Source organism: Limimaricola cinnabarinus (assembly GCF_002723615.1).
Classification (GTDB): Bacteria; Pseudomonadota; Alphaproteobacteria; order Rhodobacterales; family Rhodobacteraceae; genus Limimaricola; species Limimaricola cinnabarinus_B.
On sequence record NZ_KZ304956.1, the window covers coordinates 25233 to 50892 of the forward strand.

Below are 25660 nucleotides of genomic sequence, written 5' to 3' on the forward strand. Positions count from 1 at the left end.
GCGCCCCGGGCGGTCTCAGCCGACGGTCTCGTCGTCGCGCCGCGCGGTCTCGCGGCTGTAGCGGCCAAAGCCCACCTTGCGCGCGTAGCTGGCCTTGCGCCGCGAATAGCTCGGCGCCACCAGCGGCATCTCCTCGGGCAGGCCGAAGGCGGCGCGATACTCGGCCTCGGTCATGCCATGCTCGGCCCCCAGGTGCCGCTTGAGCATCTTGAAGCCCTTGCCGCAGCACAGGCAGAAGACCCTGTCCTCGGTCACGGCGCGCGACAGCGGGATGGCCGGCGCGAGGCCGCCCTCGGGCGCCGGGGCGGCGGGGGCGGCGGGCGCGTCCTGCGTCTCGATCCCCAGCTCGCGGCGCAGCTTGGCGACCAGCGCCACGATATCGTCGCTGTCGACATCCGGGCGCGCGGCGTAGGAGGCCACGATGGTGCTGAGCAGTTCGGTCTTCGAATTCGGTTTCGTCATTTCCGCCCTTTCATCCAGGGTGCATGCCCCTTGCGGCGGTCGGGCGAGGACTGGCGCAGCCTCGACGGCCTCCATGGGCATCTGCAAGTCGAATTCTTCGACGGTAACCATACAATTCTTGCAGGTATTGTTGTAGTTTTCAAGAACTCCTTGCCAAGGGGCCATCATGCGCGGGAAGCCGCCCGGGCCTGCATGTAATTGGGCGCGGCCATCGGATATTCGGGCGGCAGGCCCCAGCGGGCGCGGTACTGCTCGGGCGTGAGCTGCAACCTCTCGCGCAGATGGCGGCGCAGCAGCACCAGCCGGGTCCCGGTTTCGAGACAGATGATGTAATCGGGCGTCACGCTGGTCTCGATCGGCACGGCGGGGCGGCGTTGCCCCGGCTCGCCCTCGGCCGGCGGGCTCACCGCGCCGTCTCCGCACCGGCAAGGGCGGCAAGCCCGGTGCGCGCCGGGATCATCGGCGCGGCGGTCTCCTCGCCCACCGAGAATGGGTTCCAGCCCAGCGCGACGCCGCCGCCGGCCGCGACCATGCCCGCCACCAGAAGCGCCGCGCGCAAGGGCCGGCCAAGGCTCCAGCCCTCGGCCAGCTCGACCATCGGCGCCTCCGGCGGGGCGGCGGGCTCGGGCAGCACCGGGCGCACGAAGACCCCGGTGGCGGTGACCGAGACCTGCGCGTGATGCGTCTGCCTGCGAAACCGCGCGGCCCAGGCTTCGGGAAACTGCTCTTGCGGCATGTCGATCACCAGCGGCGCGCCGGGCTGCCAGCCCGCAAGGGCGCCGCGCGGCAGCACGAAGCAGCCGAAATCCGCGCTATGGCCGACATTCTCGACCACCACCGGGATCTCGGCGCCCTGCAGGGCGCCGGGCTCGAAGCTCAGGCGCACGCGCGCGCCCTGGCCGTGAAGCTGCGCCGTCACGAGGCTGCATTCGCGGCGCGCGGGGTCGTTCGCGGCCTCGAAGCCCGCGGGAAAGAGCCGCGGCTCAGGCGCGGGCGCGGGCGCGGGTTCGGGCCGGGGGTCGGGCTGGGTCTGGCGCCGCGCGGCGCGGCGCTCGGCCACCTGCGGCAGGTCGCTCTCGGGCTCGTCGGCGAGCGGTCTCGCCCGCGGCCCGACCACGGCCTCGGGGTCGAGCCCCTCCTCGCAGGCGAAGCGGTAATTGATGGCGTAATCCTGCGCGCTTTCGCTCAAGCCTTCGGTCGAGGCGGCGAGCGCCAGAAGCTGCTGCTCTTCGGAAAACCGCACGCGGCGGGTGGCAAAGCCCTCGACGGGCGGCACCACGGCCAGCGTCTCGGCCTCTTCCCCGAGCCCCTCGCGCAGCGTCTCGAGCACCCGCCCCGCCTCGTCGCGGTGATGCACCAGAAGCTCGCAGCGCCCGGCCTCGTCGAGCCGGACCATCAGCTGCATGGCTTCGGGCCAGTCGCGCATCACGCCGCGCAGGCTGTCCTCTTCGAGGAAATAGGCGAGAGTCTCGACGCTGCTCATTTCAAACACCATTCCGGCAAACTTGGGAACTATCCTTGTTTATGCTTGAAATGGTGTCAATTATCCTTATCCGATTTGTGGGAAAAGGCACGATGCTGTGTCGCGGACGCAAGGTTTCGGAGAGCTGCGATGACTCTAATCCTCGGACTTGTCATGGTTTTCGGACTGGTCTTCGGCGGCTTCATGCTGTCGGGCGGCAAGATGGACATCGTGCTCTACGCCCTGCCCTATGAGGGCATGATGATCGGCGGGGCGGCCCTCGGTGCCTTCGTCATCGCCAACTCGATGAGCGTCATCAAGGGCTCGGTCAGCGGCCTGCTGAAGGTGCTCAAGGGGCCGAAATGGAAGGCGTCCGACTACGAGGCGCTCCTGAACCTGATGTTCGAGCTGAGCCGGCTCTACAAGCAGAAGGGCATCCTCGCGCTCGACGAGCATATCGAGACCCCCAAGGACAGCCCGATCTTCCAGCGCTATCCGACGATCCTCAAGGACCACTTCGCCACCGAACTGATCACCGACAGCTTCCGCATGCTGGCGATGCAGTTCGACGACAAGTACCAGACCGAGGATGTGATCAACCGCAAGATCAAGAAGCACCACCACGAGGCGCTGGGCGCTGCCGGCGCGATCCAGAGCATGGCCGACGGGCTGCCGGCGATCGGCATCGTCGCGGCCGTCCTGGGCGTCATCAAGACCATGTCCTCGATCGACCAGCCGCCGGAGGTGCTGGGCAAGATGATCGGCGGCGCGCTGGTCGGCACCTTCCTCGGCGTGTTCCTCGCCTATTGCATGGTCCAGCCGATCTCGGGGCGGCTCAAGCAGATCGAGGACGAGGACGGCGCCTTCTACATGATCATCCGCGACATCTTCGTCGCCATGGTCGCCAACCACCCGCCCAACATCTGCGTCGAGATCGGCCGCGGCAACATCCCCACCTCCAAGCAGCCCGATTTCTACCGGGTCGAGGCCGCGCAGAAGGAGCTTCCGGCGGCATGATCCGGGCCGGTCTCCTCGCCCTGACGCTGGCCTCCTCCGCCCATGCGGCGCCGGAGCCCGCCCCCGCGAAGAAGGCCCCCGCCGAGACGCCCGGCGCGGCCCCCGCCCCCTACCCCCTGCTGCCGCCCGAGCAGGTCAACGCCTTTCCGCCCGAGATCATGGAGCGGATGCGCGCGGCGCTCGTGGCGCTGGAGCAGGCCCGCGATGGCCAGTAGGCGCGACCGGGCGCTGGGGCTGATCGAACGGCTGCACCGGGTCGAGGTCGAGGCGCGGGCGGTCGAGCTTGGCGGCCTGCGCGAGCGCATGGCCGATCTGGAGCGCCAGAGCGCCGAGACGGCGGAGGCGCTGGCCCGCGACGGGCGCATCACCAGCATCGAAAGCGCGCCCTATGTCGGCGCCTATATCCGCGACGCCCGCGCGCAGATCGGCGCGCTCGACCGCGCCCGCCAAGAGCTGGAGCCGCAGGCCGAGGCGCTGGAGGAGGCGATGCGCGAGAGCTTCCGCGAGATGAAGACCGTCTCCACCGTCGCCGCCCGCGCCCGGCTGCGCACAGCCCGGGACCGCGCCGCGCGCGAAGCCGCCGAGACCGACGAGATGGTGCTGCTGCGCTGGGGCCGCGACGGCTGACCTCGCGCGCGGGCTGTTGAGCCCGGCGGGCCGCATGTCTATATGCCCCTCGCGCCACCCGCCCGTGGCCCGACACGCGAGGGAGCCTTGATGACGCTGCGAACGCCCTATTACCTCATCGACAAGCAGGCGCTGCTGCCCAATCTCGAAAAGATCGCGAAGCTGCGCGAACTGTCGGGGGCCAAGTCCCTGCTGGCGCTGAAATGCTTCGCCTCTTGGTCGGTCTTCGACCTGATGAGCCAGTACATGGATGGCACCACCTCGTCCTCGCCCTTCGAGGTGAAGCTCGGGCGCAAGCATTTCCCCGGCGAGACCCACGCCTATTCGGTCGCCTGGGACGAGGCCGACATCCCCGAGGTGCTGGCCAATTCCGACAAGATCATCTTCAACACCATCGGCCAGCTGGAGCGCTTCGGCGCGGCGGCGAAGGATCATGTCCGCGGATTGCGGGTGAACCCCGGCATCAGCTCCTCATCCTTCGACATCGCCGACCCGGCCCGCCCCTTTTCGCGTCTGGGCGAGCATGATCCCGCGCGGATCGAGACTGTCTGCGACAAGGTCTCGGGCTTCATGTTCCACAACAATTGCGAGAACGCCGATTTCGACCGCTTCGATGCGATGCTGGGCCAGATCGAGACGCGCTTCGGCCATCTCATCTCGCGCATGGAGTGGATCAGCCTCGGCGGCGGCATCCATTTCACCGGCGAAGGCTACCCTCTGGAGAAGCTGGCCGAACGGCTGAAGCGCTTCTCGGACGAGTACGGCGTGCAGCTCTATCTGGAGCCCGGCGAGGCGGCGGTCACCAACTCCACCACGCTGGAGCTGACCGTGCTCGACACGCTCGACAACGGCAAGAACCTCGCCATCGTCGACAGCTCGATCGAGGCGCATATGCTCGACCTGCTGATCTACCGCGAAAGCGCCAAGGTTGCCCCGAACACCGGCGATCACGAATGGATGGTCTGCGGCAATTCCTGCCTTGCGGGGGACATCTTCGGCGAATTCCGCTTCGAAGAGCCGCTGAAGCCCGGCGACCGCGTCTCGATCCGGGATGCGGCGGGCTACACGATGGTCAAGAAGAACTGGTTCAACGGCGTGCGCATGCCCGCCATCGCGCTGCGCGAACTCGACGGCACGGTTAGGATCGTGCGCGAATTCGGGTATGGTGACTTCGAAGCCGCCCTGTCCTGAGGCGCGGCAACACATGAAAGGAGGCTCGAGGGTCTTGAAGAAGAACGTCCTCATCATCGGCGCCGGTGGCGTCGCCCAGGTCGTGGCGCATAAATGCGCCCAGAACGCCGACCTGCTCGGAGACATCCACATCGCCTCGCGCACAGAGGCGAAATGCGAGGCGATCCTCGCCAGCGTCCGTGAGAAAGGGGCCCACAAGACCGACGGCGCCCTGACCGCCCATGCGGTCGACGCGACCGACAGCAAGGCGGTGGCCGCGCTGATCGAAAAGACCGGCGCGCAGATCGTGATCAACGTCGCTTCGGCCTTCGTGAACATGCATGTGCTCGAAGCCTGCATCGAGACCGGCGTTGCCTATATCGACACCGCGATCCACGAAGAACCCGACAAGATCTGCGAAACCCCGCCGTGGTATGCCAACTACGAATGGAAGCGCCGCGACCGCTGCGCCGAAAAGGGCGTCACCGCGATCCTTGGCGCGGGCTTCGATCCGGGCGTGGTCAACGCCTATGCCCGCTTTGCCATCGACGAGTACATGGACGAGGTCAAATCCATCGACATCGTCGACATCAACGCCGGCTCCCACGGCAAGTACTTCGCCACGAATTTCGACCCGGAGATCAACTTCCGCGAGTTCACCGGCACGGTCTATGCCTGGCAGAACGGCGAATGGACCTCGAACGAGATGTTCGAGGTGGGCCGCGACTGGGATCTTCCGGTCGTGGGCACGCAGCGCGCCTACATGTCGGGCCATGACGAGGTGCACTCATTGGCCGCGAACTACCCGAACGCCGATGTGCGCTTCTGGATGGGCTTCGGCGAGCATTACATCAACGTCTTCACCGTGCTGAAGAACATCGGCCTGCTCTCCGAGCAGCCGGTGAAGCTTGCCGAAGGCCAGGAGGTCGTGCCGCTCAAGGTGGTCAAGGCCTGCCTGCCCGACCCGTCGAGCCTTGCCCCCGACTACACCGGCAAGACCTGCATCGGCGACCTGGTGAAGGGCACCAAGGGCGGCGAGGAGGTCGAGGTCTTCGTCTACAACGTGGCCGACCACAAGGAAGCCTACGAGGAAGTCGGATCGCAGGGCATCTCCTACACCGCGGGCGTGCCGCCCGTCGCCGCCGCGATGCTGATCGCCACCGGCGAGTGGGACGCGCGCGAAATGCGCAACGTCGAGGAGATGGACCCCAAGCCCTTCCTCAAGGTGCTGGGCCAGATCGGGCTCGGGACCTGGGTGCGCAAGGGCGGCACCGACGAGAAGCTCTACTGAAAGCGGTGCGGGCGGCCCTGGCGCCGCCCGCCCGTCAACGCCCCTGAAAAACCGGGCAAATTCCGGCAAACGGAACGAAAACGCATGTTTCGTTCCGCAGCTTGCCGCTGGACCCGGCGGGCCGGTTGCGGCATTCGGCTTCGAACCTCGATGCTGAAGGAGCCCCCCATGCCCAAGATGATCCATTCCATGATCCGCGTGCGCGACGAGGCCCGCTCGCTCGCCTTTTACGAGCTGTTCGGGCTCGAGATCGCCGAGCGGCTCGATTTCGAAAGCTTCTCGCTGATCTATCTGAGCAACGCCGAAAGCGGCTTCGAACTTGAGCTGACGGTGAACAAGGGCGACGCGAGCTATGATCTGGGCAATGGCTACGGCCATCTCGCCTTTCTCGAAGACGATCTGGAGGCGCTGCACCAGCGGCTGGCCGAGGCCGGTCATGCGCCGCGCGAAATCAAGGATTTCGCCCCCGATGGCGAGACGGTCGCCCGGTTCTTCTTCGTGGCCGACCCCGATGGCTACGAGATCGAGGTTCTGGCGCGCAAGGGCCGCTTCGCTGCGCAGTGAGACATGTTTGGGGGGCGGATCGGGGGGGCGGCCCCGCGCCGCCGCCCCCCGATCCGCCCCTGATCCACCCCTGACGCAAGGTCATGCGGCGCAAGCGCGCCGCCCCACTAGACGACCGGTCTAATCGGCCCCATCTGGCGGCCATGACCGATACGCGACAGCACATCCTCGCCACCGGTCGCGCCCTCGTGGCGCGGCGCGGCTATACCGGCGTCGGGCTCTCCGAGCTTCTGCGCGAGGCCGGGGTGCCCAAGGGCAGCTTCTACCATTTCTTCAAGTCCAAGGAGGCCTTCGGCTGCGCGCTGCTCGACAGCTTCGTCGAGGGCTATGCCGAGGATCTGGCCGCCACGCTCGACGCGCCGGGCCTGAACGGCCGCGCCCGGCTCATGGCCTATTTCGAGGGCTGGCGCACGCGCCAGTCGGGCGAGGCCTACGAGGCGCGCTGCCTCGTGGTGAAGCTCTCGGCCGAGGTGGCGGAGCTGTCGCCCGGCATGACCGAGGTGCTGGCGCGCGGCGTCTCCTCCATCACCGCGCGGCTTGCCTCGGTGATCCGCGAGGGCGCCGCCGACGGCTCCCTGCCCGCGCATGACGACGCGTCGGCGCTGGCCGTCACGCTCTACCAGATCTGGCTGGGCGCCAGCCTGATGGGTGCGCTGTCGCGCGACACCATTCCCTATGACAGCGCCATGGCCGCCACGGCCGCGCTCATCGACCGCAAAGGACCGACCGCATGACCCAATCCCCCGACACCAACCGCCGCTGGATCCTCGCCGAGCGCCCCAAGGGCGCGCCCGACGAGAACACGCTGCGCCTCGACACCGCGCCGGTGCCCGAGCCCAAGGAGGGCGAGGTGCTGCTGGCGACCGAGTTCCTCTCGCTCGATCCCTACATGCGGGGCCGGATGAGCGATGCGCCCTCCTATGCCGCGCCGGTGGAGATCGGCGAGCCGATGGTCGGCGGCACGGTGGCCCGCGTGGTGAAGTCGAACAACCCCAACTTCTCGGAAGGCGACCGGGTGGTGAGCTTCTCGGGCTGGCAGGACTACGCCGTCTCCGACGGCACCGGCCTCAACAAGCTGCCCGAGGGCATGGCCAACCCGTCATGGGCGCTGGGCGTGCTGGGCATGCCGGGCTTCACCGCATGGGCGGGGCTGCGCGAGATCGGCAGGCCCGAGGCGGGCGAGACGCTGGTGGTCGGTGGTGCCACCGGGCCGGTGGGCTCGACCGTGGGCCAGATCGCCAAGATCCACGGCCTGCGCGCCGTGGGCATCGCGGGTGGGCCGGAGAAATGCCGCCACGCGGTCGAAACCCTGGGCTTCGATGCCTGCGTCGATTACAAATCCGACAGCTTCCCCGAGGATCTCGCGCGCGAGACGCCGGACGGCATCGACGTCTATTTCGAGAATGTCGGCGGCGCGGTGTTCGACGCGGTGCTGCCGCGGCTCAACACCGGCGCGCGCATCCCGCTTTGCGGGCTGATCTCGCAATACAACGCCACCTCCCTGCCCGATGGACCGGACCGGATGAACTGGCTCATGGGGCAGATGCTGCGCAAGCGGATCACCATGCGCGGCTTCATCATCTTCGACGATTTCGGCCATCTCTACCCCGACTTCGCCAAGGAAATGGGCGGCTGGGTCTCCGAAGGAAAGATCGCCTACCGCGAGGAGATGATCGAGGGTCTGGAACAGGCGCCCGAGGCCTTTGTTGGCCTGCTGCGCGGCGAGGCCTTCGGCAAGCGCGTGATCCGCGTCGCCTGAACGGGCACCGCCCCCCGGACTTCAAAGGAAAGACCCAAATGACCAAGATCCTGATGATCCTCACCTCGCATGACCGCCTTGGCGATACCGGCGAGAAGACCGGCTTCTGGCTGGAGGAATTCGCCGCCCCCTACTACGTCTTCAAGGATGCGGGCGTCGAGGTGACGCTGGCCTCGCCGCAGGGCGGCCAGCCGCCGCTCGACCCCAAGAGCGACGCGGAGGATTTCCAGACCGACGCCACCCGCCGCTTCAAGGAGGACAAGGCGGCGCAGGAGCAGCTCGCCTCGACCGAGCGGCTCGACGAGATCTATCCCACCCAATACGACGCGGTGTTCTACCCCGGCGGCCACGGCCCGATGTGGGATCTCGCCGAGAACCCCGACAGCCGCCGCATCATCGAGACCTTCGTGACCGAAGGCCGCCCGCTCGGCGCGGTCTGCCACGCGCCCGCCGTGTTCCGCCACACCCAGACCGAGGATGGCAAGCCGCTGGTCGAGGGCCGCAAGCTCACCGGCTTCACCAATGGCGAGGAAGAGGGCGTGGGCCTGACCGATGTCGTGCCCTTCCTGCTCGAGGACATGCTCAAGGAAAAGGGCGCGGAGTACCAGAAGGGCGAGGATTGGGCGCCCTTCGTGGTGACCGACGGCAAGCTGGTCACCGGCCAGAACCCCGCCTCCTCCGAAGAGGCCGCGAAGAAGCTTCTGGATCTGGTCGAGGGCTGATCCGGCAAGACCGCTTCAAAGCCTTATCGAACACCGCCCGTCCGCTTCCCGCGGGCGGGCGTTTTCGTGCAGACCGGTCCCGCCCGGACGGCAGCGCCTCTTTTCATGGCATCCGGGGCCACGGGCGGCATCCGGCGCGCCTGTCCGCTTGCCATGCGCGCCCCAGCGCCTAGAAGGGCCACGACACCAGCCGGAGCCGTTCTGATGACCCCCCGTTTCAGCCGCCGCAGCCTGCCGCTTGCCGCCCTGCTTCTCGCCGCCCTGCCGGTTTCGGCGCAGGAAGCGGACACGCTCTATTTCTCGGCCATTCCCGATGATGACGAGACCCGGCTGCAGGAGCGGTTCGGCAAGGTCGCGGACTATCTCGAAGAGGCTTTGGGCGTCCCGGTGGCCTATGTGCCGGTCAAGGATTATGCGGCCTCGGTCACCGCGTTCCGCAACGACCAGATCCAGCTTGCGTGGTTCGGCGGGCTGTCGGGCGTGCAGGCGCGCCGCATGGTGCCGGGCAGCCGGGCCATCGCGCAGGGCTCGGAGGATGAAAGCTTCGTCACCTATTTCATCGCCCATGCCGATACCGGCCTGACCGAGCCCGAGGATGGCGGCTTTCCCGAGGGTCTCGAAGGCCGCAGCTTCACCTTCGGCGCGCAGGGCTCGACCTCCGGGCGCTTGATGCCCGAATATCATCTGCGCGAGATCACCGGCGAAGCGCCGCGCGCATTCTTCTCCGATGTGGGCTTTTCGGGTGATCACGGCCAGACGCTGCGGCTCGTGGCCTCCGGCGCCTATGATCTCGGCGCGCTGAACTACAGCGTCTACGAGCAGGCGCTGACCGAAGACGCGCTCGAGACCGAGACCGCCGGGGTGATCTGGCGCACCCCGCCCTACCCCGATTACAACTGGACCATTCGCGGCGATGTCGATGCGCGCTGGGGCGAGGGCTTTGCCGACCGCGTGCAGGCGGCGCTGATCGAACTCGACGACGCGGAGATCCTCGCGAGCTTCCCCCGCTCGGCCTTCATCGAGGCCGATGACGCGCTCTACGCCCCGATCGAGCGGACGGCGCGAGAGCTCGACCTGATCGATTGATGAGCCGCCCGCCGCTTTTGCGCCTCGAGCGCGAGACGCTCGCATGGGACGGGGCGGCGGTGCTGAGCGGCGTCGCGCTGTCCTTGGCGCGCGGCGAGCGGCTGGTGCTGCTCGGGCGCTCGGGCTCGGGCAAGAGCACGCTGCTGAACGCGATCCGGCTCGGGCTGGAGGCGCAGCGCCCTGCGCCGCGGCTGGCGCTGGTGCCGCAGGATCCGGGGCTGGTGCCGCAATTGACGGTGTTTCACAACGTCTGGATGGGGCGGCTCGACGATCACTCCGCCCTGCACGGGCTGCGCGTTCTGCTGCATCCGCCCGCCGCCGCGCGGGCGCAGGCGGCAGCCCCCATCGCCCGCGTCGGGCTGAACGGCTTCGCGCGGCGGCGAGTCGGCACGCTGTCGGGCGGGCAGAAGCAGCGCACGGCGCTGGCGCGGGCGCTGTTGCGCGGCGGCGACGCGCTGATCGCCGACGAGCCCGTCTCGGCGGTCGATCCGCGCCAGTCGGGCGATCTTCTGGACGCGCTGCGCGACCGGTTCGAAACCATGGTTCTGGCGCTGCACGACCCGGCGCGCGCGCTGGCCATCGGCACCCGCATCATCGGGATCGGGCGCGGACGCATTCTTCTCGACCGGCCGGCGCGGGGCCTGTCCCTGCGGGAGCTTCATGCGCTTTACGAGGGCTGAGACGCGCGCGCCGCGCCGCTGGGGGGCCGGGCGCGTTCTGGCGGGCTTCGGCCTTGCGACCCTCGCGGCGCTGGCGCTGGCGGATCTCGACCTTTCGCGCCCCGACCCGTGGCTGACGCTGCGCGGCATCGGGGCGGGGCTGCTCTCTCCCGATTTCGCCGATCCCGCGGCGCTGGCTCATGCGGCGGCGCTGACGGTGGCCTTCGCGGTCTGCGGCGTCTTTGCGGGCGCGCTGGCGGGCTTCGTGCTGAGCTTCGGCTACACCCTGCGCGCCATCCGGGGCCTGTGCATCTGCGTGCGGTCGGTGCATGAGCTGTTCTGGGCGCTGCTGCTTCTGGGCGTCACCGGGCTGGGGCCGCTGACCGGCGTGCTGGCCATCGCCCTGCCCTATGCGGGCATCTTCGCCAAGGTCTTTGCCGAATACCTCGCCGAGGCCGACCCGGCGGCCAGCCGCGCCCTGCCGCGCCGCACCCCGCCGCTCTCGCGCCTGCTGTGGAGCCGCCTGCCGCTGGCCCTGCCCGAGCTTGGCGCCTACACGCTCTACCGGCTCGAATGCGGGCTGCGCTCCTCGGCCGTGCTGGGCTTTGTCGGGCTGCCGACGCTGGGCTACCTGCTGGAGACCGATTTCCGGCAGGCGCAATACGGCGCGGCGGCGGCTTCGCTCATGGTCTATCTCGCGCTGATCCTGCCGATCCGCCACTGGATGCGGCTGCGCCTCGCGCCCGTCTGGCTCGCGGTTTCCGTCTGGCTGCTGGCGCGCCACCCCGCCCCGCCGATGGGCGACGGCGCGCTCATGCGTTTTCTGGGCGACGCGGTGCCCGCGCCGATCCGCGCGGGCGACTGGGCCGGGCTTCTGCCATGGCTCGGGCGGATGCTGGGCGAACAGGCCCTGCCCGGCACCATCGCCACGCTGGTGCTGTCGCAGCTGGCGCTGGCGCTGGCCGCGCTGGTCGCTGTCACCTGCTTTCCGCTGATCGTGGGCCGGGTCACCGGGCGCGCGGGCGCGCTCATGGGCCATGCCGCGCTGGTGCTGGCCCGCTCGATCCCCGATTACATGCTGGCCTTCCTGATCCTGCAGGTGACGGGGCCGTCGATGATCCCCGCCATCCTCGCGCTCGGGCTGCACAATGGCGCGATCATCGCCCATCTGATGGGGCGGCAGGGCGACGCGCTGGTCCCCCGGCTGCGCGCCGACGCGCCGCGCGGGCTGCGGCTTGCGGCATGGGAGCTGCTGCCGCGGCTATCGGGCAATTTCTTCGCGCTGTGCCTCTATCGCTGGGAGATCATCGTGCGCGACAGCGCCATCCTCGGGCTTCTGGGCATCGCCACGCTGGGCTTTTACGTCGATGCGGCGGTGCAGGAGCTGCGCACCGACCGGGCGGTGCTGCTGCTCGTCGTCTCGGCGCTGCTGACGCTGGGGATCGACACGCTGTCGGGCCGGATCAGGGCGCGGATGCGGCTGTCGGCACCGGGCATGCGCAAACCCGAGCCCGAGGCGGCGGAGGCGGCCTAGAACGGCCCGGACCGCATGAAAAAGGCCCGGCGCGGGGGCATCCCGCGCCGGGCCTCGTGTCGCATTGCCTTTGGGCTCAGAGCTTCTCGGTCAGCTCCGGCAGGGCGGTGAAGAGATCGGCGACGAGGCCGTAATCGGCGACCTGGAAGATCGGCGCCTCCTCGTCCTTGTTGATCGCCACGATCACCTTCGAATCCTTCATCCCCGCGAGATGCTGGATCGCGCCCGAGATGCCGACCGCGACGTAGAGCGCAGGTGCGACGACCTTGCCGGTCTGACCGACCTGCCAGTCATTCGGCGCAAAGCCCGAGTCGACCGCGGCGCGCGAGGCACCCACCGCCGCGCCGAGCTTGTCGGCGAGCTTCTCGATCAGCGCGAAGTTCTCCTCCGAGCCGACGCCGCGCCCGCCGGAGACGACGATGCCGGCGGAAGTGAGCTCCGGCCGGTCGCTCTCGGCAAGCTTGTCCTCGACCCAAGCCGACAGGCCCGGATCGGCGGCCGCGACGACGTCCTCGACCGATGCCGAGCCGCCATCGCCCGCCGGCTCGAAGCCGGTGGTGCGGATGGTGAAGACCTTGGTCGCGTCGCGCGACTTCACCGTCTGCACCGCGTTGCCGGCATAGACCGGGCGGTCGAAGCTGCCGTCCTCGTGGATCGCCAGCACGTCGGGGATGATCATCACGTCCAAGAGGGCCGCCACGCGCGGCATGATGTTCTTGGCGTCCGTCGTGGCGGGGGCCGCGACGTGATCATGCCCCTCGGCCAGCTGCGCCACCAGTGCTGCGACCGGCTCGGCCAGGCGGTGGCTGTAGAGCGCGTCCTCGGCGCAGAGCACCTTTGCGACGCCCTCGATCGCGGCGGCGGCGTTGGCCGCGTCCTTGGCCTTGGCGCCGACGCACAGGAGCGTCACGTCACCAAGCGGTGCCACGGCGGCGACGGCGCGGGCGGTGGCGTCGTGGTTCAGTTCGCCGTCCGTGACCTCGGCCAGAAGAAGAACGCTCATCACACCACCCCCAGATCTTTGAGTTTCTCGACCAGATCGTCGACCGAGCCGACCATCATCCCCGCCTTGCGCTCCGGCGGCTCGGCGGTCTTCACGACCTCGAGCCGCGGCGAGACGTCGACGCCGAAATCGGCGGCGGTCTTCTCGTCCAAGGGCTTCTTCTTGGCCTTCATGATGTTGGGCAGCGACGCGTAGCGCGGCTCGTTGAGCCGCAGATCGACGCTCACGATCGCCGGCAGCTTGACCGAGATCGTCTGCAACCCGCCATCGACCTCGCGCGTCACCTGCGCGCTCTCGCCCTCGATCTTCACCTCGGAGGCGAAGGTCGCCTGGGACCAGCCCAAGAGCGCCGAGAGCATCTGGCCGGTGGCGTTCATGTCGTTGTCGATCGCCTGCTTGCCGCAGAGCACCATCTGGGGGCTCTCCTCCTCCACAACCTTGGCGAGGATCTTGGCCACGGCCAGCGGCTCGATGTCCTGCGTCGGATCATCGGCGGCGACCACGAGGATCGCGCGATCCGCGCCCATGGCCAGCGCCGTCCTGAGCGTCTCCTGCGCCTGCTTCACGCCGATCGAGACGGCGACGACCTCCGTGGCGGTGCCCGCTTCCTTCAGCCGGATCGCCTCCTCGACCGCGATCTCGTCGAACGGGTTCATCGACATCTTTACATTCGCCAGATCGACGCCCGAGCCGTCCGACTTCACCCGGACCTTCACGTTGTAGTCGATCACCCGCTTCACGGGGACTAGGATCTTCATCTTTTGCTCCTGTCTCAGAAGAACGCCTGAAGGCCGGTCTGGGCGCGGCCCAGGATCAGCGCATGGACATCATGCGTGCCTTCATAGGTGTTCACGGTTTCCAGGTTGATCATGTGGCGCATCACCGGGAATTCGTCGGAGATGCCGTTGCCGCCATGCATGTCGCGGGCGTGGCGCGCGATTTCGAGCGCCTTGCCGCAGTTGTTGCGCTTCATCAGGCTGACCAGCTCGGGCGAGGCGCGGCCCTCGTCCATCAGACGGCCCAGACGCAGGCTGCCCTGCAGGCCGAGCGCGATCTCGGTCTGCATGTCGGCCAGCTTCTTCTGGAACAGCTGCGTCTGCGCCAGCGGCCTGTTGAACTGCTTCCGGTCGAGCCCGTATTGCCGCGCGGCGTGCCAGCAGGCCTCGGCCGCGCCCATCGCGCCCCAGGAAATGCCATAGCGCGCGCGGTTGAGGCAGCCGAAGGGACCCTTGAGGCCCTGCACGTTCGGCAAAAGCGCGTCCTCGCCGACCTCGACATTCTCCATGACGATCTCGCCGGTGGTCGAGGCGCGCAAGGAGAGCTTGCCGCCGATCTTCGGGGCCGAAAGCCCCTCCATGCCCTTTTCGAGGATGAAGCCGCGGATCTTGCCGTCATGCGCCTCGGACTTGGCCCAGACCACGAAGACATCCGCAAAGGGCGCGTTCGAGATCCACATCTTGGAGCCCGAGATCCGGTAGCCGGTGTCGGTCTTCTTGGCCACGGTCTTCATGCCGGCGGGGTCGGAGCCCGCATCGGGCTCGGTCAGGCCGAAGCAGCCGATCAGCTCGCCCGAGCACAGGCCGGGCAAATATTTGCGGCGCTGCTCGCCGGAGCCATAGGCGTCGATCGGGTAGATCACGAGGCTCGACTGCACCGACATCATCGAGCGGTAGCCCGAATCGACGCGCTCGACCTCGCGGGCGATCAGCCCATAGGTGACGTAGCTCGCGCCGAGCCCGCCCAGCTCCTCCTCGACGGTGACGCCGAGAAGCCCCGCCTCGCCCATCTCGCGGAAGATCGACGGATCGGCGGTCTCCTCGCGGTAGGCCTGCGTCACGCGCGGCGCGAGCTTGTCTTGGGCAAAGGCGCGGGCCGCATCGCGCAGCATCCGCTCGTCCTCGTCGAGCTGGCTTTCCAAAAGGAACGGGTCGCTCCAGTCGAACTGGGAAAGTTCGGGGCCGTGGCCCTTCATGTCCTTGGGCATCTCAATTCTCCTCCGCATCGAGTGCCGCCAGGCGATCCGCAAAGGTGCCGAGCAGCTTGTGTTTCAGGATCTTGCCGGTCGCCGCGGCGGGCAGCCGGTCCACGATCAGGATCTTCGATGGCCGCTTGTAACTCGAAAGTCGCTCCGAGACATGGGCTTTCAACGCCGCAGGCTCGGGCGCGGGCTCGGCGCATTGCACGAAGGCCAGCACCTCCTCATTGCCGCCCCGCGCGCGGCCCACCACCGCGGCCTGCACCACCATCGGGTGGTCGTTCAGCGCGGCCTCCACCTCGGGCGGGTAGACGTTGAAGCCCGAGCGGATGATCAGTTCCTTGCAACGGCCCACCACGTGCAGCCGGCCCTGCGCGTCGATCTTTCCCAGATCGCCCGTGCGCAGCCAGCCCTCGGCGTCGAGCACCTGCGCGGTGGCCTCCGGGTTGCGGTAATAGCCCTTCATCACATGCGGCCCGCGGGTGTGGATCTCGCCCACCCCTTCGGCGTCCTGCGCCTCGGGGTCGATGCGGATCTCGATGCCGGGCAGCGCCGGGCCGACGGAGATGTCGGGATCGCCGATCGCGCTCTTGGTGCCGCAGATGCCCGCCGTGCTCTCGGTCATGCCGTAGCCGTTCTGCAGCGGCAGGCCATAGAAGGCCTCGGCCTTGCGCTTCCAGGCCGGGTCGAGCGGCGCGGCGCCCGAGGAGACGTAGCGCAGCCTGCCGCGCTCCAGCCGGTCGAGGCCGAGCGCGGCGGTGTGCTTCATCAACAGCGCGTGCATCTGCGGCACCGCCGGCAGCACCGTCGCCCCGTCCCTCAGCGCGGCGAGCAGCCGGTCGGGGGCGAAGCGGGTTTCGAGCTGCACGGTCGCGCCGCAGTGCGCGCCCGCCATCAGCATCGAGGCGAGGCCGAAGACATGGGTGAGCGGCAGCGCGCCATAGATCCGATCCTCGGCCACCATGCCGCGCATCTCGGCGCTGAGCGCGCCCGCGAAGAGAAGGTTGGCATGGGTGAGCATGACCCCCTTGGGGTCGCCCGTCGTGCCGGTGGTGTAGAGGATCACCGCGACCTGCCCCGCGCCCTCCTCCACCGGCTCGGGCGCGCCGCCCGGCCCGGCGGCGATCGCGATGCCGCCCGTCGCAGTGTCGATCTGTGCCGCCCCCGCCGCCTCGGCATGGGCGCGCGCCTCGGGCGAGACGTGGCAGGTATAGAGGATCGCGCGCGGGGCCGCATGGGCGGTGATGCGGTCGAGTTCGGGGCCGGTCATGCGGGCATTGACCGGCACGGCGATGGCGTCGAGCGTCGAGGCCGCGAAGATCGCCAGCGCGGTCGCGGCGCAGTTCTCGGCCACGATCAGCACCCGGTCGCCGCCCGCGACGCCGCGCTCGCGCAGGCGTCCCGCCATCTCCTCGATGGCGGCGTGGTAGTCGGCGTGGTTCAGCAGCTGCCCGTCGCTGTCGATCAGGCCGGGGGCCTCGCCGCGCTCCGCCGCCTGCCGGGCGATCAGCTCATGGAAGCGCCGCGCCGTCTCTTTCCTCGTCGCGTTCGTCATACCGCGATCTCCTCCCCTGAACGCGCAGGCGCCGGGCGCAGCCGCGCCAGCGCCGCCAGCGCCTCTTCCTCCAGCCCGCCGAGGATCCGCGCCAGCGGCGCGATCTCGCCCGTGAGCCCCAATGCCTGCCCGGCCGACAACATCCCGCGTGAGACGTCGCCCGTTTCGTAGGCGCGTCGCCCGATCCTGCCCGAGACATGCGGCAGGAGCGCCTCGATCCCGATCTCGGGGTTCTCGGCCTCCATCCGCGCCACGGTCTGCGCGGTCTCGTTCTTCAGCGTGCGGATGGTGTTGCGCACGCTCGACATGCTGAGCATCGTGTCGGTCTCGCGCGCGCCCGCCAGCGCCCGCTTGTAATCGGGATGGGCGGTGATCTCCTCGGCCACGAGAAACCGCGTGCCGATGACGACGCCCGACGCGCCCCCGGCCAGCGCCGCCACCAGCTGCCCGCCATGGCCGACGCCGCCGCCGATCAGGAAGGGGATCTTCAGCCGCCGTTCGGCCAGCGCGAGATTGACGAAGGAGCCGACGAGATCGAGGCCGGGATGGCCGCCGCATTCCGCGCCCACGATCGAGACCATGTCGACGCCGACCGACTGCGCCTTTTCGGCAAAGCGCACGCTCGGCACCTTGTGCAGGACGGTGATGCCCGCCTCCTTCAGCATCGGCAGCCAGGGCTCGGGGTTGCGGCCCGAGGTTTCGACGAAGCGCACGCCTTCCTCGGCGATGAGCGCGAAGATCTCTTGCGTCCGCTCGCCCGGCACCAGCTTGGGCAGCATCGAGACATTGACGCCGAAGGCGCCGCACTCGGACATCTCGCGGGTCTTGCGGATCTCGGCGCGCAGGGCGTCGGGCTCGGGAAAGCTCGCCGCGGTGAGAAAGCCGACGATCCCGGCGCGGGCGCAGGCCGAGACATAGGCCGCATCCGACAGCCACATCAGACCGCCCGCGACGATGGGCAGCCGCGTGCCATAGGCGCGGGTGACGGCGGTGTCGAAGGCCGGATCGGTCATGTCTCGCTCCTGAGCTTCCTGAAATCGGCGGGCCGCTTTTCCAAGAAGGCCGAGATGCCCTCGGCGGCCTCGGGCAGCCCTTGGGCGCGGGCCATGGCGTCGCGCTCGGCATCGAGCTGGGCAAAGAGATCGCCCGCCGCCGCGCTGTTCATCAGCCCCTTGATCGCGCCCTGGGTCACCGAGGCGCCCTGCCCGAGCCGATCGGCCAGCGCCATCGCCGCATCGAAGCTCTGCCCCTCCGGCACGAGTTCGGACAGCGCGCCGAGCGCATGCAGCCGTTCGGCTTCGACCGGCTCGCCCAAGAGCAGCATCCGCGCGGCCATGGCGCGCGGCACCAGCCCGGCGAGGGAATGCGTGAGCCCCGCATCGGGCACCAGCCCCGCCTTGACATAGGCGGCGGTAAAGCGCGCGCCCTCGGCGGAGACGGTGAAGTCGCAGGCCAGCGCCAGCGACAGCCCGGCCCCCGCGGCGCCGCCCTCGATGGCGGCGATGACCGGCTTGGGGCAGCCGGTGATGGTGCGGACGAGGTCGTGCAGCCGCTCGATATTGCCGCGGCGCTGCTCCTCGGTCTGGGCCGCGCGGGTCGCCAGCACGCCCATGTCGCCGCCCGCGCAGAAGAATCCGCCCTCGGCGGCGAGGATCACCGCGACGATGCGCGGGTTGTAGGCCGCCGTCACCAGCGCCTCGTGCAGCGCCTCGTAATACTCGGGCGTCAGCGCGCCGCGCCGCGCGGCGTTGAGGTTCCACACCACCAGCCGGTCGCCGAGATCCTCGATCCGCGCCATGCTCATGCCTGCTCCTCGCGCGGGGGGTGCGAGACGGGCTTGAACACGCCCGTCGCAGTGGCGATCAGCCGATCTTCGGGCCCGCGCAGCTCGCCCTCGATGAAGAGAAGCTTGCGCCCGCCGCCGGTGATCCGCCCCACCGCGACCAGCGCCTCGCCCTCGCGGGCGGGGGCGAGATACTGGGTGTTGAGCGAGATGGTGAGGAAGGGATGACGCCCGCCGGGGTCGCGCGACAGGCTGCCGGTGGCACCCATCGCGTTGTCGAGGATCGTGGCGACGATGCCGCCATGCAGCGCGCCGTGGCGATTGGTATGCTCCGGCCCCACCGTCAGGTGGCAGCGCGCGCGCCCGTCGCCCCGGCCCACATCGAGCACGTAGCCCATGAGCCGCTGCGCCCCGGTTTCGCCCTCGATGATCCCCGCCCCGGCCATCTCAGGCGGCCCGAAGCCGGACGAAACGGCCCAGATGCCAGGTCGCATCGCCGAAGCGCTGGTCGAGCATCGACAGGCGGCGGGCAAAGCGGCCGAGGTCGTATTCCTCGGTCATGCCGATGCCGCCATGCATCTGGATCGCCTCCTCGGCCACCAGACGCGCCGCCTTGCCCACGAGGTGCTTGGTCGCCGAGACGTGGATCTCGCGCGTGTCGCGCTCGGCCTCCAGATGGCCGCACAGGTTGATCACCGCCGAGCGCGCCTGCTCGATCTCGATCAGCATGTCGGCGGCGCGGTGCTGCAGCGCCTGGAACTTGCCGATCGGCTGGCCGAACTGCTTGCGGGTCTTGAGGTAATCGCCCGTCAGCGCCCGCGCCGTCTCCATCGCGCCCAGAGCATCGGCGCAAAGCGCCGCGGTGGCGCGGGCCTGCGCGGTCTCGATCGCGTCATGAGCCTGCCCCTCCTCGCCGAGCAGCGCGTCCGAAGGCAGCACCGCGCCGTCGAACACCATCTCGGCGGCGTGGCCGCCATGGCTCAGCGGGTAGTCGCGGATCTCGACGCCCGCGCTGCCCTTGGGCATGAGGAAAAGGCTGATCCCCTCGCGCTCGCCCGGCGCGCCCGATGTGCGGGCGGAGACGACGACGTGATCGGCCTGCGCGCCGTTGACGACGACCGATTTGCGCCCCGTGAGGCTCCAGCCCTCGCCCGAGCGTTCGGCGCGGGTCTCGATGCGGTCGATGTCGTAGCGGCTCGCCGGTTCGCCATGCGCGAAGGCCAGCTGCACGCCGCCCTCGACCGCCTGTTCGATCAGCGCCTGCTGCGCTTCATTGCCCAGCTCGGCGATCAGCCCGCCGGCGAGCAGCATCTCGATCATCGGCGCGGGCGCAGCGGCGCGGCCCAGCTCCTCGAACACGGTCATCAGGTCGAAGCCGCGCCCGCCGAAGCCGCCCTGCTCTTCGGTGAAGAGCGCGCCCGCGACGCCCATCTCGGAGAGCCCGGACCACAGCTCGGGCGCGATGCCATCGGCCTCGTCGGCCTTGAGCGCCTCGGGGGTGACGGCATCGGCCAGAAAGCGGCGCAGCCCGTCCTGCAGCATCTGCCGCTCTTCGGTCAGTTGGAAGTTCATGTCCCGCTCTCCCTCAGAGTTCCAGGATCGCCTTGGCGATGATCGTCTTCTGCACCTCGTTCGACCCGCCATAGATCGAGAGCTTGCGGTTGTTCAGGTAATGCGGCGTCGCGGCCATCGCGTAGTCCGGCCCGACCGGCCCCTCGTTCGAGCCCGCCTCCAGCGCCTCGGAGACGAAGGGCATGGCCCATGGCCCGACCGCCTGCTTGGTCAGCGCGTTGATCTCCTGGCGGATCACCGTGCCCTTGACCTTGAGCATCGAGCTTTCGGCGCCGGGCGCCTGCCCCGCCGCGGCGGCCGAGACCACCCGCAGGTTCGTCGTCGCCATCGCCATCAGCGCGATCTCGACCTCGGCGATCTTGGCCGCAAAGAGCGGGTCCTCGATCAGCGGGCGGCCGCCCGACTGCTCCAGCTTGGCGATCCGCTTGAGGTTCGCGAGACCGGCATTGGCAAAGCCCACACCGGCGATGTTGGTGCGCTCATGCGTCAGCAGATACTTGGCATAGGTCCAGCCCTTGTTCTCCTCGCCGACGAGATTTTCGGCGGGCACACGGACATTGTCGAAGAAGACCTCGTTCACCTCCGGCTCGCCGTCGATCAGCACGATCGGGCGCACGGTGATGCCCGGATCGTCCATGTCGATCAGCAGAAACGAGATCCCCTCCTGCGGCTTGCCCTCCTTGGAGGTGCGCACGAGGCAGAAGATCATGTTGGCGTATTGGCCCAGCGTGGTCCAGGTCTTCTGCCCGTTCACCACGTAGTGGTCGCCGTCGCGCTCGGCGGTGGTCTTGACCGAGGCGAGGTCCGAGCCCGCGCCCGGCTCGGAATAGCCCTGGCACCACCAGTCGGAGCCGTCGAGGATGCGCGGCAGCCAGTATTGCTGCTGCTCTTTCGAGCCGAACTTCTGCAGCACCGGGCCGAGCATGGCGAGGCCGAAGGGCACGATGCGCGGCGCGCTCGCGGCGGTGGTCTCCTCCTCGAAGATATGCCGCTCGACCGCGTTCCAGCCCGCGCCGCCATGCTCTTTCGGCCAGTTGCCCGCGAGCCAGCCCTTCTCGTTGAGGATGGCGTGCCACTCCTCGTAATCTTCCTTGGTCAGGCGCTGGCCGAGACGCACCTTGTCCGAGAGGCGCTGCGGCAGTTTCTCTTCCAGAAAGCCGCGCACTTCGGCGCGAAAGGCCTTCTGCTCTTCGGTGAAGTTCAGGTCCATCCCGGCACCCTTTCTCAGTAGATCTCGAACAGGCCGGCAGCACCCTGCCCGCCGCCGATGCACATGGTGACGACGCCGAGCTTGGCGCCGCGGCGGCGGCCCTCGATCAGCAGGTGGCCGGTCATCCGCGCGCCGGTCATGCCGAAGGGATGGCCGATCGAGATCGAGCCGCCCGAGACGTTGAGCTTGTCGTTGTCGATGCCGAGCGTGTCGCGGCAGTAGAGCGCCTGGGAGGCGAAGGCCTCGTTCAGCTCCCACAGGTCGATGTCGTCGACGGTGAGGCCCTGGCGCTCCAGAAGGCGCGGCACGGCGAAGACCGGGCCGATGCCCATCTCGTCGGGCTCGCAGCCCGCGACGGCAAAGCCGCGGAAGGCGCCGAGAATGTCGAGCCCGAGGCGCTCGGCCTCCTTGCGGTCCATCATCACGAGCGCGGCGGCGCCGTCGGAAAGCTGGCTGGCGTTGCCGGCGGTGATGAAGTTGCCCTCGCCGCGCACGGGCTGAAGCTTCTGCAGCCCTTCGAGATTGGTCGAGGGGCGGTTGCACTCGTCCATAGAGATCGTCTCGGTGACATGGGAGACCTCGCCGGTCTCCTTGTCCTTGACGGCCTTGGTGACCTCCATCGGCGCGATCTCGGCGTCGTAGCGCCCGGCCTGCTGCGCCTCGGCCGTGCGCTGCTGGCTTTGCAGCGCCAGCTCGTCCTGCGCCTCGCGGGAGATGCCGTAGCGCTTGGCCACCGTGTCGGCGGTCTCGATCATCGCCTGGTAGAGCTCGGGCTTGTGCTCCTCGATCCACGCGTTGCGCGAATGCCGCGCGGGCGGCTGCACCATCGAGATGCTCTCGACGCCGCCGACGAGGATCGCCTTCGCGCCCTCCTGGCTGATCATGTGGCCGCCCATGGCGATCGCCTGCAGGCCCGAGGCGCAAAAGCGGTTCACCGTGGTCGCGGCGATCGAGACCGGCATGCCGGCGCGGATCACCGCCTGGCGGGCGATGTTGCCCCCCGTGACGTATTCCGGGTAGCCGCAGCCGAAGATGGCATCCTCGATCAGCGCGGGATCGAGCCCCGCGCGCTCGACCGCGTGGCGGGCGGCGTGGCCCGCCATGTCGGCGCCATGGGTGATGTTGAACGCGCCCCGGGCGGCCTTGCCGATCGGGGTGCGGGCGGTGGATACGATGACGGCGTCGGTCATGTCGTCTCTCCCTCTCAGCCGTTCAGGCTGGCGAATGTGGAATTCTCGTCGGCAAGGCGGTCGAGCAGCGGCGCGACCTTCCAGAAATGATCGTCCTCGGCGGCGTAGCCCCTGATCCGGTCGCGGATCGTGGCGAGGCCCTCCGTGTCGGCATAATGCATCGGGCCGCCGCGATGGCGCGGGAAGCCGTAGCCGTAGAGCAGCGTCACATCGACATCGAGCGGGCGCTGCGCGATGCCCTCCTCGACCACGCGGGCGCTCTCGTTGACCATCGCGGCCATGTAGCGTTCGACGATCTCCTCGTCGGTGAAGTCGCGGGGCGTGACGCCCTGCGTCTCGCGCTCCTTGGCGATGATCTCCTCGACCTCCGGGTCGGGGCGGCCGCGCGGGCTTTCCTCGTCATAGATGTAGTAGCCGCGCTGCGTCTTCTGGCCCAGGCGCCCCATCTCGTAGAGCGTGTCGGCCCAGCCCGGGTAGCGGTCGCGCTCATGGCGTTGACCGGCCTTGCGCTGGCGCGTCATGTAGCCGATGTCGAGGCCCGCGAGATCGCCCACCTGGTAGGGGCCCATCGGGAAGCCGAAATCGCGAAGGGCCTTGTCGATCTGGTAGGGGCTCGCGCCGTCGAGGATCATGTGATCGGCGGCGGTGCGGTAATGCGACAGGATGCGGTTGCCGATGAAGCCGTCGCAGACGCCCGCGCGCACCGAGACCTTGCCGAGCTTCTTGCCAAGCGCGAAGGCGGTTGCGGTGACCTCGGGCGCGGTCTTGTCGGCGACGACGATCTCCAGCAGCTTCATCACATGGGCGGGCGAGAAGAAATGCAGCCCGATCACGTCCGAAGGACGCGAGGTCGCCTGCGCGATCTCGTCGATGTCGAGATAGGAGGTGTTGGTCGCCAGCACCGCGCCTTGCTTCGCCACCCGGTCGAGCTCGGCGAAGACCTCCTTCTTGACGTCCATGCTTTCGAACACCGCCTCGACGATCACGTCGGCGTTGCTCAGCGCGTCGTAGCTGGTGACGCAGGAGAGCGCATCCGACAGGATCGCATCGCGCTTGTCTTCCTTGAGCTTGCCGCGCTTTACCGCCGCGGCGAGGTTCTTCTCGATGGTGGCGCGGGCGCGGTTTGCGGCCTCGTCGTCGCGCTCGACCAGCGTCACGGTCAGCCCGCGCAAGAGCGCCGCGGTGGCGATGCCCGCCCCCATGGTGCCGCCGCCGATCACGCCGATGGCGGAGACGTCGCGCGGGGTCACGCCCTCGATCTCGGGCAGCTTGGCGACCTTGCGCTCGATGAAGAAGGCGTGGATGAGGCCCGCGCGCTGGGGCGTCTCCATCATCTTCATGAACTGGCGGCGCTCCTCGGCGAGGCCCTCGTCGAAGGACAGCTTCGTCGAAGCCTCGATCGCGTCGAGCGCGGCCAGCGGGGCCACCTCGCCGCGCAGCTTCTTCCTCAAAACGGCGCGGCGGGTCTCGAACATCTGCGCGTCATGGGCAGGCGCCGCGATCTCGCGCACCGGGCGCGGGGCAGCGCCCTGGCTCAGCAATTCCTCGGCATAGGCCAGACCGGCATCGAGCGCCTCGCCCTCGCCCAGACGGTCCACGAGCCCCAGCTCGACGGCCTTCTGGGCCGGAACCGGCGTGCCGGTGGTCGCCATCTCGATCGCGGCCTCCGCGCCGACGAGACGCGGCGCGCGCTGCGTGCCGCCCGCGCCGGGGATCACGCCGAGCTTGGTCTCGGGCAGGCCGAGCTGCGCGCCCGGAACGGCGACGCGGTAATGCGCGCCGAGCGCGATCTCCAGCCCGCCGCCCAGCGCCGCGCCGTGGATCGCGGCGACCACGGGCTTGGTGCAGGCCTCGATCCGGTTGACCACGTCGGGCAGGAAGGGCGCCTGCGGCGGCTTGCCGAATTCGGAGATGTCGGCGCCGCCGATGAAGAGCCGCCCCGCGCCGTGGATCACCGCGATCTCGGCGGCGTCGGCCTCGAAGCGCTCGATCGCCTCCACCAGCCCGGCCCGCACGTCGCGGCCCAGCGCGTTCACCGGCGCATGATCCACCGTGATGACCGCGATCCGGCCGCGGCTCTCGAAATGCACTGTACCTGCCATGTGGTCCTCCTTCTCCGGTGCCAACCTATCCATCGGCACCGCTTATTTCAACATGCAAACCATAATTCCGACATGCGGAATTATCAAGGTCGTTTTGGCGCATTCATATATCATGACGGGTGAGAAACGCCCCCTGCCCCATGATCCGCTCCAGCTCGCGCACCGCCTCGCGCAGCCGCGGGCCGACCTCGGTCTGCATCCGCTCCATACTCAGATCCTTGGGCATGGCGCCGCAGGTGAAGATGACCGGCTCGCTCAGGTCGCGCGACTGGAACGGCACCGAGACGGCGTGGATGTTCGAGGCGAAATAGGCCGCCGGGTCGGCGATCACGAAACCTTCGGTGACGAGCTGCGTATAGGCGGCGCGCCGGGCTTCGCGGGCGTTCTGCTCGTCGAGGCCGCGATGCCCCTGCGCATCGGCCACCGCCTCCGTGAAGCCCTCCTCGGACAGCGCCGCCAGCATCGCATGGCCCGAGCTCGACCCCTTGAAGGGCAGCCTGTGGCCCACCTCCAGCCAGATCGAGGAAACCTCCTGCGGCCGCCATGTCTTGGTGATCAGCACCCGGCCCCGGTCGCGCACCGACAGGAGCGCCAGCGTGCCGGTCTCGTCGGCCACGCGCTGCATGATCGGCCCCGACAGCTCCACGAAGGAGATCGACGCGCTCGCCACGTTGCCCAGCGCCAGCAGCGCCGGCCCGGGGCGGTAGCGGTCGTGGCGGCGGGCATGGGTCAGGTAGCCAAGGCTCTGCAGCGTGAAGGTCAGCCGCGAGACGGTCGATTTGGGCAGGCCGGTGCGCTCGGAGATCTCGGCATTGCCCAGCCCGTCATCCGAGGGGCGGAAGGCGCGCAGCACCGACAGGCCCCGCGCCAGGGTGGTGGCGAAGCGGCGGTCCTGGCTTTCGTCGGTGATCTTCATG

General features: G+C 68.9%; 27 protein-coding genes. 12 read left to right on the forward strand and 15 right to left on the reverse strand.

Annotation, left to right across the window (positions count from 1 at the left end; translation table 11 throughout):
* Positions 1–15: 15 nt before the first annotated feature.
* The 3 genes from CJ301_RS08070 to CJ301_RS08080 all read right to left on the reverse strand — a co-directional run bounded on the left by CJ301_RS08070 (position 16) and on the right by CJ301_RS08080 (position 1945).
* The gene (locus CJ301_RS08070; protein WP_099276149.1) at positions 16–462 is read right to left on the reverse strand and encodes a MucR family transcriptional regulator; all 447 of its coding nucleotides are present in this window, start codon (positions 460–462) and stop codon (positions 16–18) included.
* A 164-nt stretch (positions 463–626) separates the two neighbouring features.
* Positions 627–869 (reverse strand): MucR family transcriptional regulator, encoded by a 243-nt coding sequence (locus tag CJ301_RS08075; protein WP_254050104.1) that lies wholly within the window; start codon positions 867–869, stop codon positions 627–629.
* Positions 866–1945 carry a hypothetical protein gene (locus tag CJ301_RS08080; RefSeq protein ID WP_162620459.1) on the reverse strand — a complete coding sequence of 360 codons (1080 nt, stop codon included), beginning with the start codon at positions 1943–1945 and terminating at the stop codon, positions 866–868. Before CJ301_RS08080 ends, CJ301_RS08075 begins: the two co-directional genes overlap by 4 nt.
* A 129-nt stretch (positions 1946–2074) precedes the next feature.
* On the opposite strand from CJ301_RS08080, the gene motA reads away from it, so the two are divergent.
* From motA to CJ301_RS08135, 12 genes are all read left to right on the forward strand, one after another.
* Positions 2075–2941 (forward strand): flagellar motor stator protein MotA, encoded by an 867-nt coding sequence (gene motA, locus CJ301_RS08085; RefSeq protein ID WP_099276155.1) that lies wholly within the window; start codon positions 2075–2077, stop codon positions 2939–2941.
* Positions 2938–3156, forward strand: coding sequence for a hypothetical protein (locus CJ301_RS18670; protein WP_162620460.1), 219 nt, complete (start codon positions 2938–2940; stop codon positions 3154–3156). Before motA ends, CJ301_RS18670 begins: the two co-directional genes overlap by 4 nt.
* Positions 3146–3568 carry a hypothetical protein gene (locus CJ301_RS18675; RefSeq protein ID WP_162620461.1) on the forward strand — a complete coding sequence of 141 codons (423 nt, stop codon included), beginning with the start codon at positions 3146–3148 and terminating at the stop codon, positions 3566–3568. The genes CJ301_RS18670 and CJ301_RS18675 overlap by 11 nt, the downstream gene beginning before the upstream one ends.
* Positions 3569–3658: 90 nt before the next feature.
* Entirely contained in the window at positions 3659–4759 is a 1101-nt protein-coding gene (locus CJ301_RS08095; protein ID WP_173812336.1) for a carboxynorspermidine decarboxylase, read from the forward strand.
* A gap of 34 nt (positions 4760–4793) precedes the next feature.
* Positions 4794–6029: a saccharopine dehydrogenase family protein gene (locus CJ301_RS08100; RefSeq protein ID WP_099276157.1), complete on the forward strand. Its 1236-nt coding sequence runs from the start codon at positions 4794–4796 to the stop codon at positions 6027–6029.
* A 168-nt stretch (positions 6030–6197) separates the two neighbouring features.
* Positions 6198–6593 carry a VOC family protein gene (locus CJ301_RS08105; RefSeq protein WP_099276159.1) on the forward strand — a complete coding sequence of 132 codons (396 nt, stop codon included), beginning with the start codon at positions 6198–6200 and terminating at the stop codon, positions 6591–6593.
* 143 nt (positions 6594–6736) lie between these two features.
* A complete protein-coding gene (locus CJ301_RS08110) occupies positions 6737–7327 on the forward strand; it encodes a TetR/AcrR family transcriptional regulator (RefSeq protein ID WP_099276161.1) in 591 nt (196 codons plus the stop codon).
* A complete protein-coding gene (locus tag CJ301_RS08115) occupies positions 7324–8352 on the forward strand; it encodes an NADP-dependent oxidoreductase (protein WP_099276163.1) in 1029 nt (342 codons plus the stop codon). The genes CJ301_RS08110 and CJ301_RS08115 overlap by 4 nt, the downstream gene beginning before the upstream one ends.
* A gap of 38 nt (positions 8353–8390) precedes the next feature.
* Positions 8391–9074 (forward strand): type 1 glutamine amidotransferase domain-containing protein, encoded by a 684-nt coding sequence (locus CJ301_RS08120; RefSeq protein WP_099276165.1) that lies wholly within the window; start codon positions 8391–8393, stop codon positions 9072–9074.
* A 204-nt stretch (positions 9075–9278) separates the two neighbouring features.
* Positions 9279–10160 carry a putative selenate ABC transporter substrate-binding protein gene (locus tag CJ301_RS08125; protein ID WP_099276167.1) on the forward strand — a complete coding sequence of 294 codons (882 nt, stop codon included), beginning with the start codon at positions 9279–9281 and terminating at the stop codon, positions 10158–10160.
* Positions 10160–10840, forward strand: coding sequence for an ATP-binding cassette domain-containing protein (locus CJ301_RS08130; RefSeq protein ID WP_099276170.1), 681 nt, complete (start codon positions 10160–10162; stop codon positions 10838–10840). The genes CJ301_RS08125 and CJ301_RS08130 overlap by 1 nt, the downstream gene beginning before the upstream one ends.
* Positions 10821–12353, forward strand: coding sequence for a PhnE/PtxC family ABC transporter permease (locus tag CJ301_RS08135; protein WP_099276172.1), 1533 nt, complete (start codon positions 10821–10823; stop codon positions 12351–12353). Before CJ301_RS08130 ends, CJ301_RS08135 begins: the two co-directional genes overlap by 20 nt.
* Positions 12354–12429: 76 nt before the next feature.
* Here the strand turns inward: CJ301_RS08135 and CJ301_RS08140 are convergent, their stop codons facing one another.
* The 12 genes from CJ301_RS08140 to CJ301_RS08195 all read right to left on the reverse strand — a co-directional run bounded on the left by CJ301_RS08140 (position 12430) and on the right by CJ301_RS08195 (position 25659).
* Positions 12430–13356: an electron transfer flavoprotein subunit alpha/FixB family protein gene (locus CJ301_RS08140; protein ID WP_099276175.1), complete on the reverse strand. Its 927-nt coding sequence runs from the start codon at positions 13354–13356 to the stop codon at positions 12430–12432.
* Positions 13356–14114 (reverse strand): electron transfer flavoprotein subunit beta/FixA family protein, encoded by a 759-nt coding sequence (locus tag CJ301_RS08145; protein ID WP_099276177.1) that lies wholly within the window; start codon positions 14112–14114, stop codon positions 13356–13358. The genes CJ301_RS08140 and CJ301_RS08145 overlap by 1 nt, the downstream gene beginning before the upstream one ends.
* A gap of 14 nt (positions 14115–14128) precedes the next feature.
* Positions 14129–15340 (reverse strand): acyl-CoA dehydrogenase, encoded by a 1212-nt coding sequence (locus CJ301_RS08150; protein ID WP_099276179.1) that lies wholly within the window; start codon positions 15338–15340, stop codon positions 14129–14131.
* A 1-nt stretch (position 15341) separates the two neighbouring features.
* On the reverse strand, positions 15342–16886 hold the full coding sequence (locus CJ301_RS08155; protein ID WP_099276181.1) for a class I adenylate-forming enzyme family protein: 1545 nt from the start codon (positions 16884–16886) through the stop codon (positions 15342–15344).
* Positions 16883–17899: an NAD(P)H-dependent flavin oxidoreductase gene (locus tag CJ301_RS08160; protein WP_099276183.1), complete on the reverse strand. Its 1017-nt coding sequence runs from the start codon at positions 17897–17899 to the stop codon at positions 16883–16885. Before CJ301_RS08160 ends, CJ301_RS08155 begins: the two co-directional genes overlap by 4 nt.
* Positions 17896–18690, reverse strand: coding sequence for an oxepin-CoA hydrolase, alternative type (locus CJ301_RS08165; protein WP_099276185.1), 795 nt, complete (start codon positions 18688–18690; stop codon positions 17896–17898). The genes CJ301_RS08160 and CJ301_RS08165 overlap by 4 nt, the downstream gene beginning before the upstream one ends.
* Positions 18687–19115 carry a PaaI family thioesterase gene (locus CJ301_RS08170; protein WP_099276187.1) on the reverse strand — a complete coding sequence of 143 codons (429 nt, stop codon included), beginning with the start codon at positions 19113–19115 and terminating at the stop codon, positions 18687–18689. Before CJ301_RS08170 ends, CJ301_RS08165 begins: the two co-directional genes overlap by 4 nt.
* 1 nt (position 19116) lies before the next feature.
* Positions 19117–20241, reverse strand: coding sequence for an acyl-CoA dehydrogenase family protein (locus tag CJ301_RS08175; protein ID WP_099276189.1), 1125 nt, complete (start codon positions 20239–20241; stop codon positions 19117–19119).
* 13 nt (positions 20242–20254) lie between these two features.
* The gene (locus tag CJ301_RS08180; protein ID WP_099276191.1) at positions 20255–21451 is read right to left on the reverse strand and encodes an acyl-CoA dehydrogenase family protein; all 1197 of its coding nucleotides are present in this window, start codon (positions 21449–21451) and stop codon (positions 20255–20257) included.
* A gap of 14 nt (positions 21452–21465) precedes the next feature.
* Positions 21466–22641 (reverse strand): acetyl-CoA C-acyltransferase, encoded by a 1176-nt coding sequence (locus tag CJ301_RS08185; protein ID WP_099276193.1) that lies wholly within the window; start codon positions 22639–22641, stop codon positions 21466–21468.
* Between the two features lie 14 nt (positions 22642–22655).
* On the reverse strand, positions 22656–24743 hold the full coding sequence (locus tag CJ301_RS08190; protein WP_173812337.1) for a 3-hydroxyacyl-CoA dehydrogenase NAD-binding domain-containing protein: 2088 nt from the start codon (positions 24741–24743) through the stop codon (positions 22656–22658).
* Positions 24744–24846: 103 nt separating this feature from the next.
* Positions 24847–25659 (reverse strand): IclR family transcriptional regulator, encoded by an 813-nt coding sequence (locus CJ301_RS08195; RefSeq protein WP_099276197.1) that lies wholly within the window; start codon positions 25657–25659, stop codon positions 24847–24849.
* Position 25660 lies beyond the last annotated feature (1 nt).

What these genes read in the sequence shown, in the direction of transcription:
- CJ301_RS08070 (WP_099276149.1), bottom strand. Translation starts at nt 462, where the DNA reads ATGACGAAACCGAATTCGAAGACCGAACTGCTCAGCACCATCGTGGCC.
- CJ301_RS08105 (WP_099276159.1), top strand. Translation starts at nt 6,198, where the DNA reads ATGCCCAAGATGATCCATTCCATGATCCGCGTGCGCGACGAGGCCCGC.
- CJ301_RS08170 (WP_099276187.1), bottom strand. Translation starts at nt 19,115, where the DNA reads ATGGCCGGGGCGGGGATCATCGAGGGCGAAACCGGGGCGCAGCGGCTC.
- CJ301_RS08195 (WP_099276197.1), bottom strand. Translation starts at nt 25,659, where the DNA reads ATGAAGATCACCGACGAAAGCCAGGACCGCCGCTTCGCCACCACCCTG.
- CJ301_RS08155 (WP_099276181.1), bottom strand. Translation starts at nt 16,886, where the DNA reads ATGACGAACGCGACGAGGAAAGAGACGGCGCGGCGCTTCCATGAGCTG.
- CJ301_RS18675 (WP_162620461.1), top strand. Translation starts at nt 3,146, where the DNA reads ATGGCCAGTAGGCGCGACCGGGCGCTGGGGCTGATCGAACGGCTGCAC.
- CJ301_RS08190 (WP_173812337.1), bottom strand. Translation starts at nt 24,743, where the DNA reads ATGGCAGGTACAGTGCATTTCGAGAGCCGCGGCCGGATCGCGGTCATC.
- CJ301_RS08160 (WP_099276183.1), bottom strand. Translation starts at nt 17,899, where the DNA reads ATGACCGATCCGGCCTTCGACACCGCCGTCACCCGCGCCTATGGCACG.
- CJ301_RS08185 (WP_099276193.1), bottom strand. Translation starts at nt 22,641, where the DNA reads ATGACCGACGCCGTCATCGTATCCACCGCCCGCACCCCGATCGGCAAG.
- CJ301_RS08080 (WP_162620459.1), bottom strand. Translation starts at nt 1,945, where the DNA reads ATGAGCAGCGTCGAGACTCTCGCCTATTTCCTCGAAGAGGACAGCCTG.
- CJ301_RS08165 (WP_099276185.1), bottom strand. Translation starts at nt 18,690, where the DNA reads ATGAGCATGGCGCGGATCGAGGATCTCGGCGACCGGCTGGTGGTGTGG.
- CJ301_RS08135 (WP_099276172.1), top strand. Translation starts at nt 10,821, where the DNA reads ATGCGCTTTACGAGGGCTGAGACGCGCGCGCCGCGCCGCTGGGGGGCC.
- CJ301_RS08130 (WP_099276170.1), top strand. Translation starts at nt 10,160, where the DNA reads ATGAGCCGCCCGCCGCTTTTGCGCCTCGAGCGCGAGACGCTCGCATGG.
- CJ301_RS08125 (WP_099276167.1), top strand. Translation starts at nt 9,279, where the DNA reads ATGACCCCCCGTTTCAGCCGCCGCAGCCTGCCGCTTGCCGCCCTGCTT.
- CJ301_RS08140 (WP_099276175.1), bottom strand. Translation starts at nt 13,356, where the DNA reads ATGAGCGTTCTTCTTCTGGCCGAGGTCACGGACGGCGAACTGAACCAC.
- CJ301_RS08110 (WP_099276161.1), top strand. Translation starts at nt 6,737, where the DNA reads ATGACCGATACGCGACAGCACATCCTCGCCACCGGTCGCGCCCTCGTG.
- CJ301_RS08145 (WP_099276177.1), bottom strand. Translation starts at nt 14,114, where the DNA reads ATGAAGATCCTAGTCCCCGTGAAGCGGGTGATCGACTACAACGTGAAG.
- CJ301_RS08175 (WP_099276189.1), bottom strand. Translation starts at nt 20,241, where the DNA reads ATGAACTTCCAACTGACCGAAGAGCGGCAGATGCTGCAGGACGGGCTG.
- CJ301_RS08120 (WP_099276165.1), top strand. Translation starts at nt 8,391, where the DNA reads ATGACCAAGATCCTGATGATCCTCACCTCGCATGACCGCCTTGGCGAT.
- CJ301_RS08180 (WP_099276191.1), bottom strand. Translation starts at nt 21,451, where the DNA reads ATGGACCTGAACTTCACCGAAGAGCAGAAGGCCTTTCGCGCCGAAGTG.
- motA (WP_099276155.1), top strand. Translation starts at nt 2,075, where the DNA reads ATGACTCTAATCCTCGGACTTGTCATGGTTTTCGGACTGGTCTTCGGC.
- CJ301_RS08150 (WP_099276179.1), bottom strand. Translation starts at nt 15,340, where the DNA reads ATGCCCAAGGACATGAAGGGCCACGGCCCCGAACTTTCCCAGTTCGAC.
- CJ301_RS18670 (WP_162620460.1), top strand. Translation starts at nt 2,938, where the DNA reads ATGATCCGGGCCGGTCTCCTCGCCCTGACGCTGGCCTCCTCCGCCCAT.
- CJ301_RS08095 (WP_173812336.1), top strand. Translation starts at nt 3,659, where the DNA reads ATGACGCTGCGAACGCCCTATTACCTCATCGACAAGCAGGCGCTGCTG.
- CJ301_RS08115 (WP_099276163.1), top strand. Translation starts at nt 7,324, where the DNA reads ATGACCCAATCCCCCGACACCAACCGCCGCTGGATCCTCGCCGAGCGC.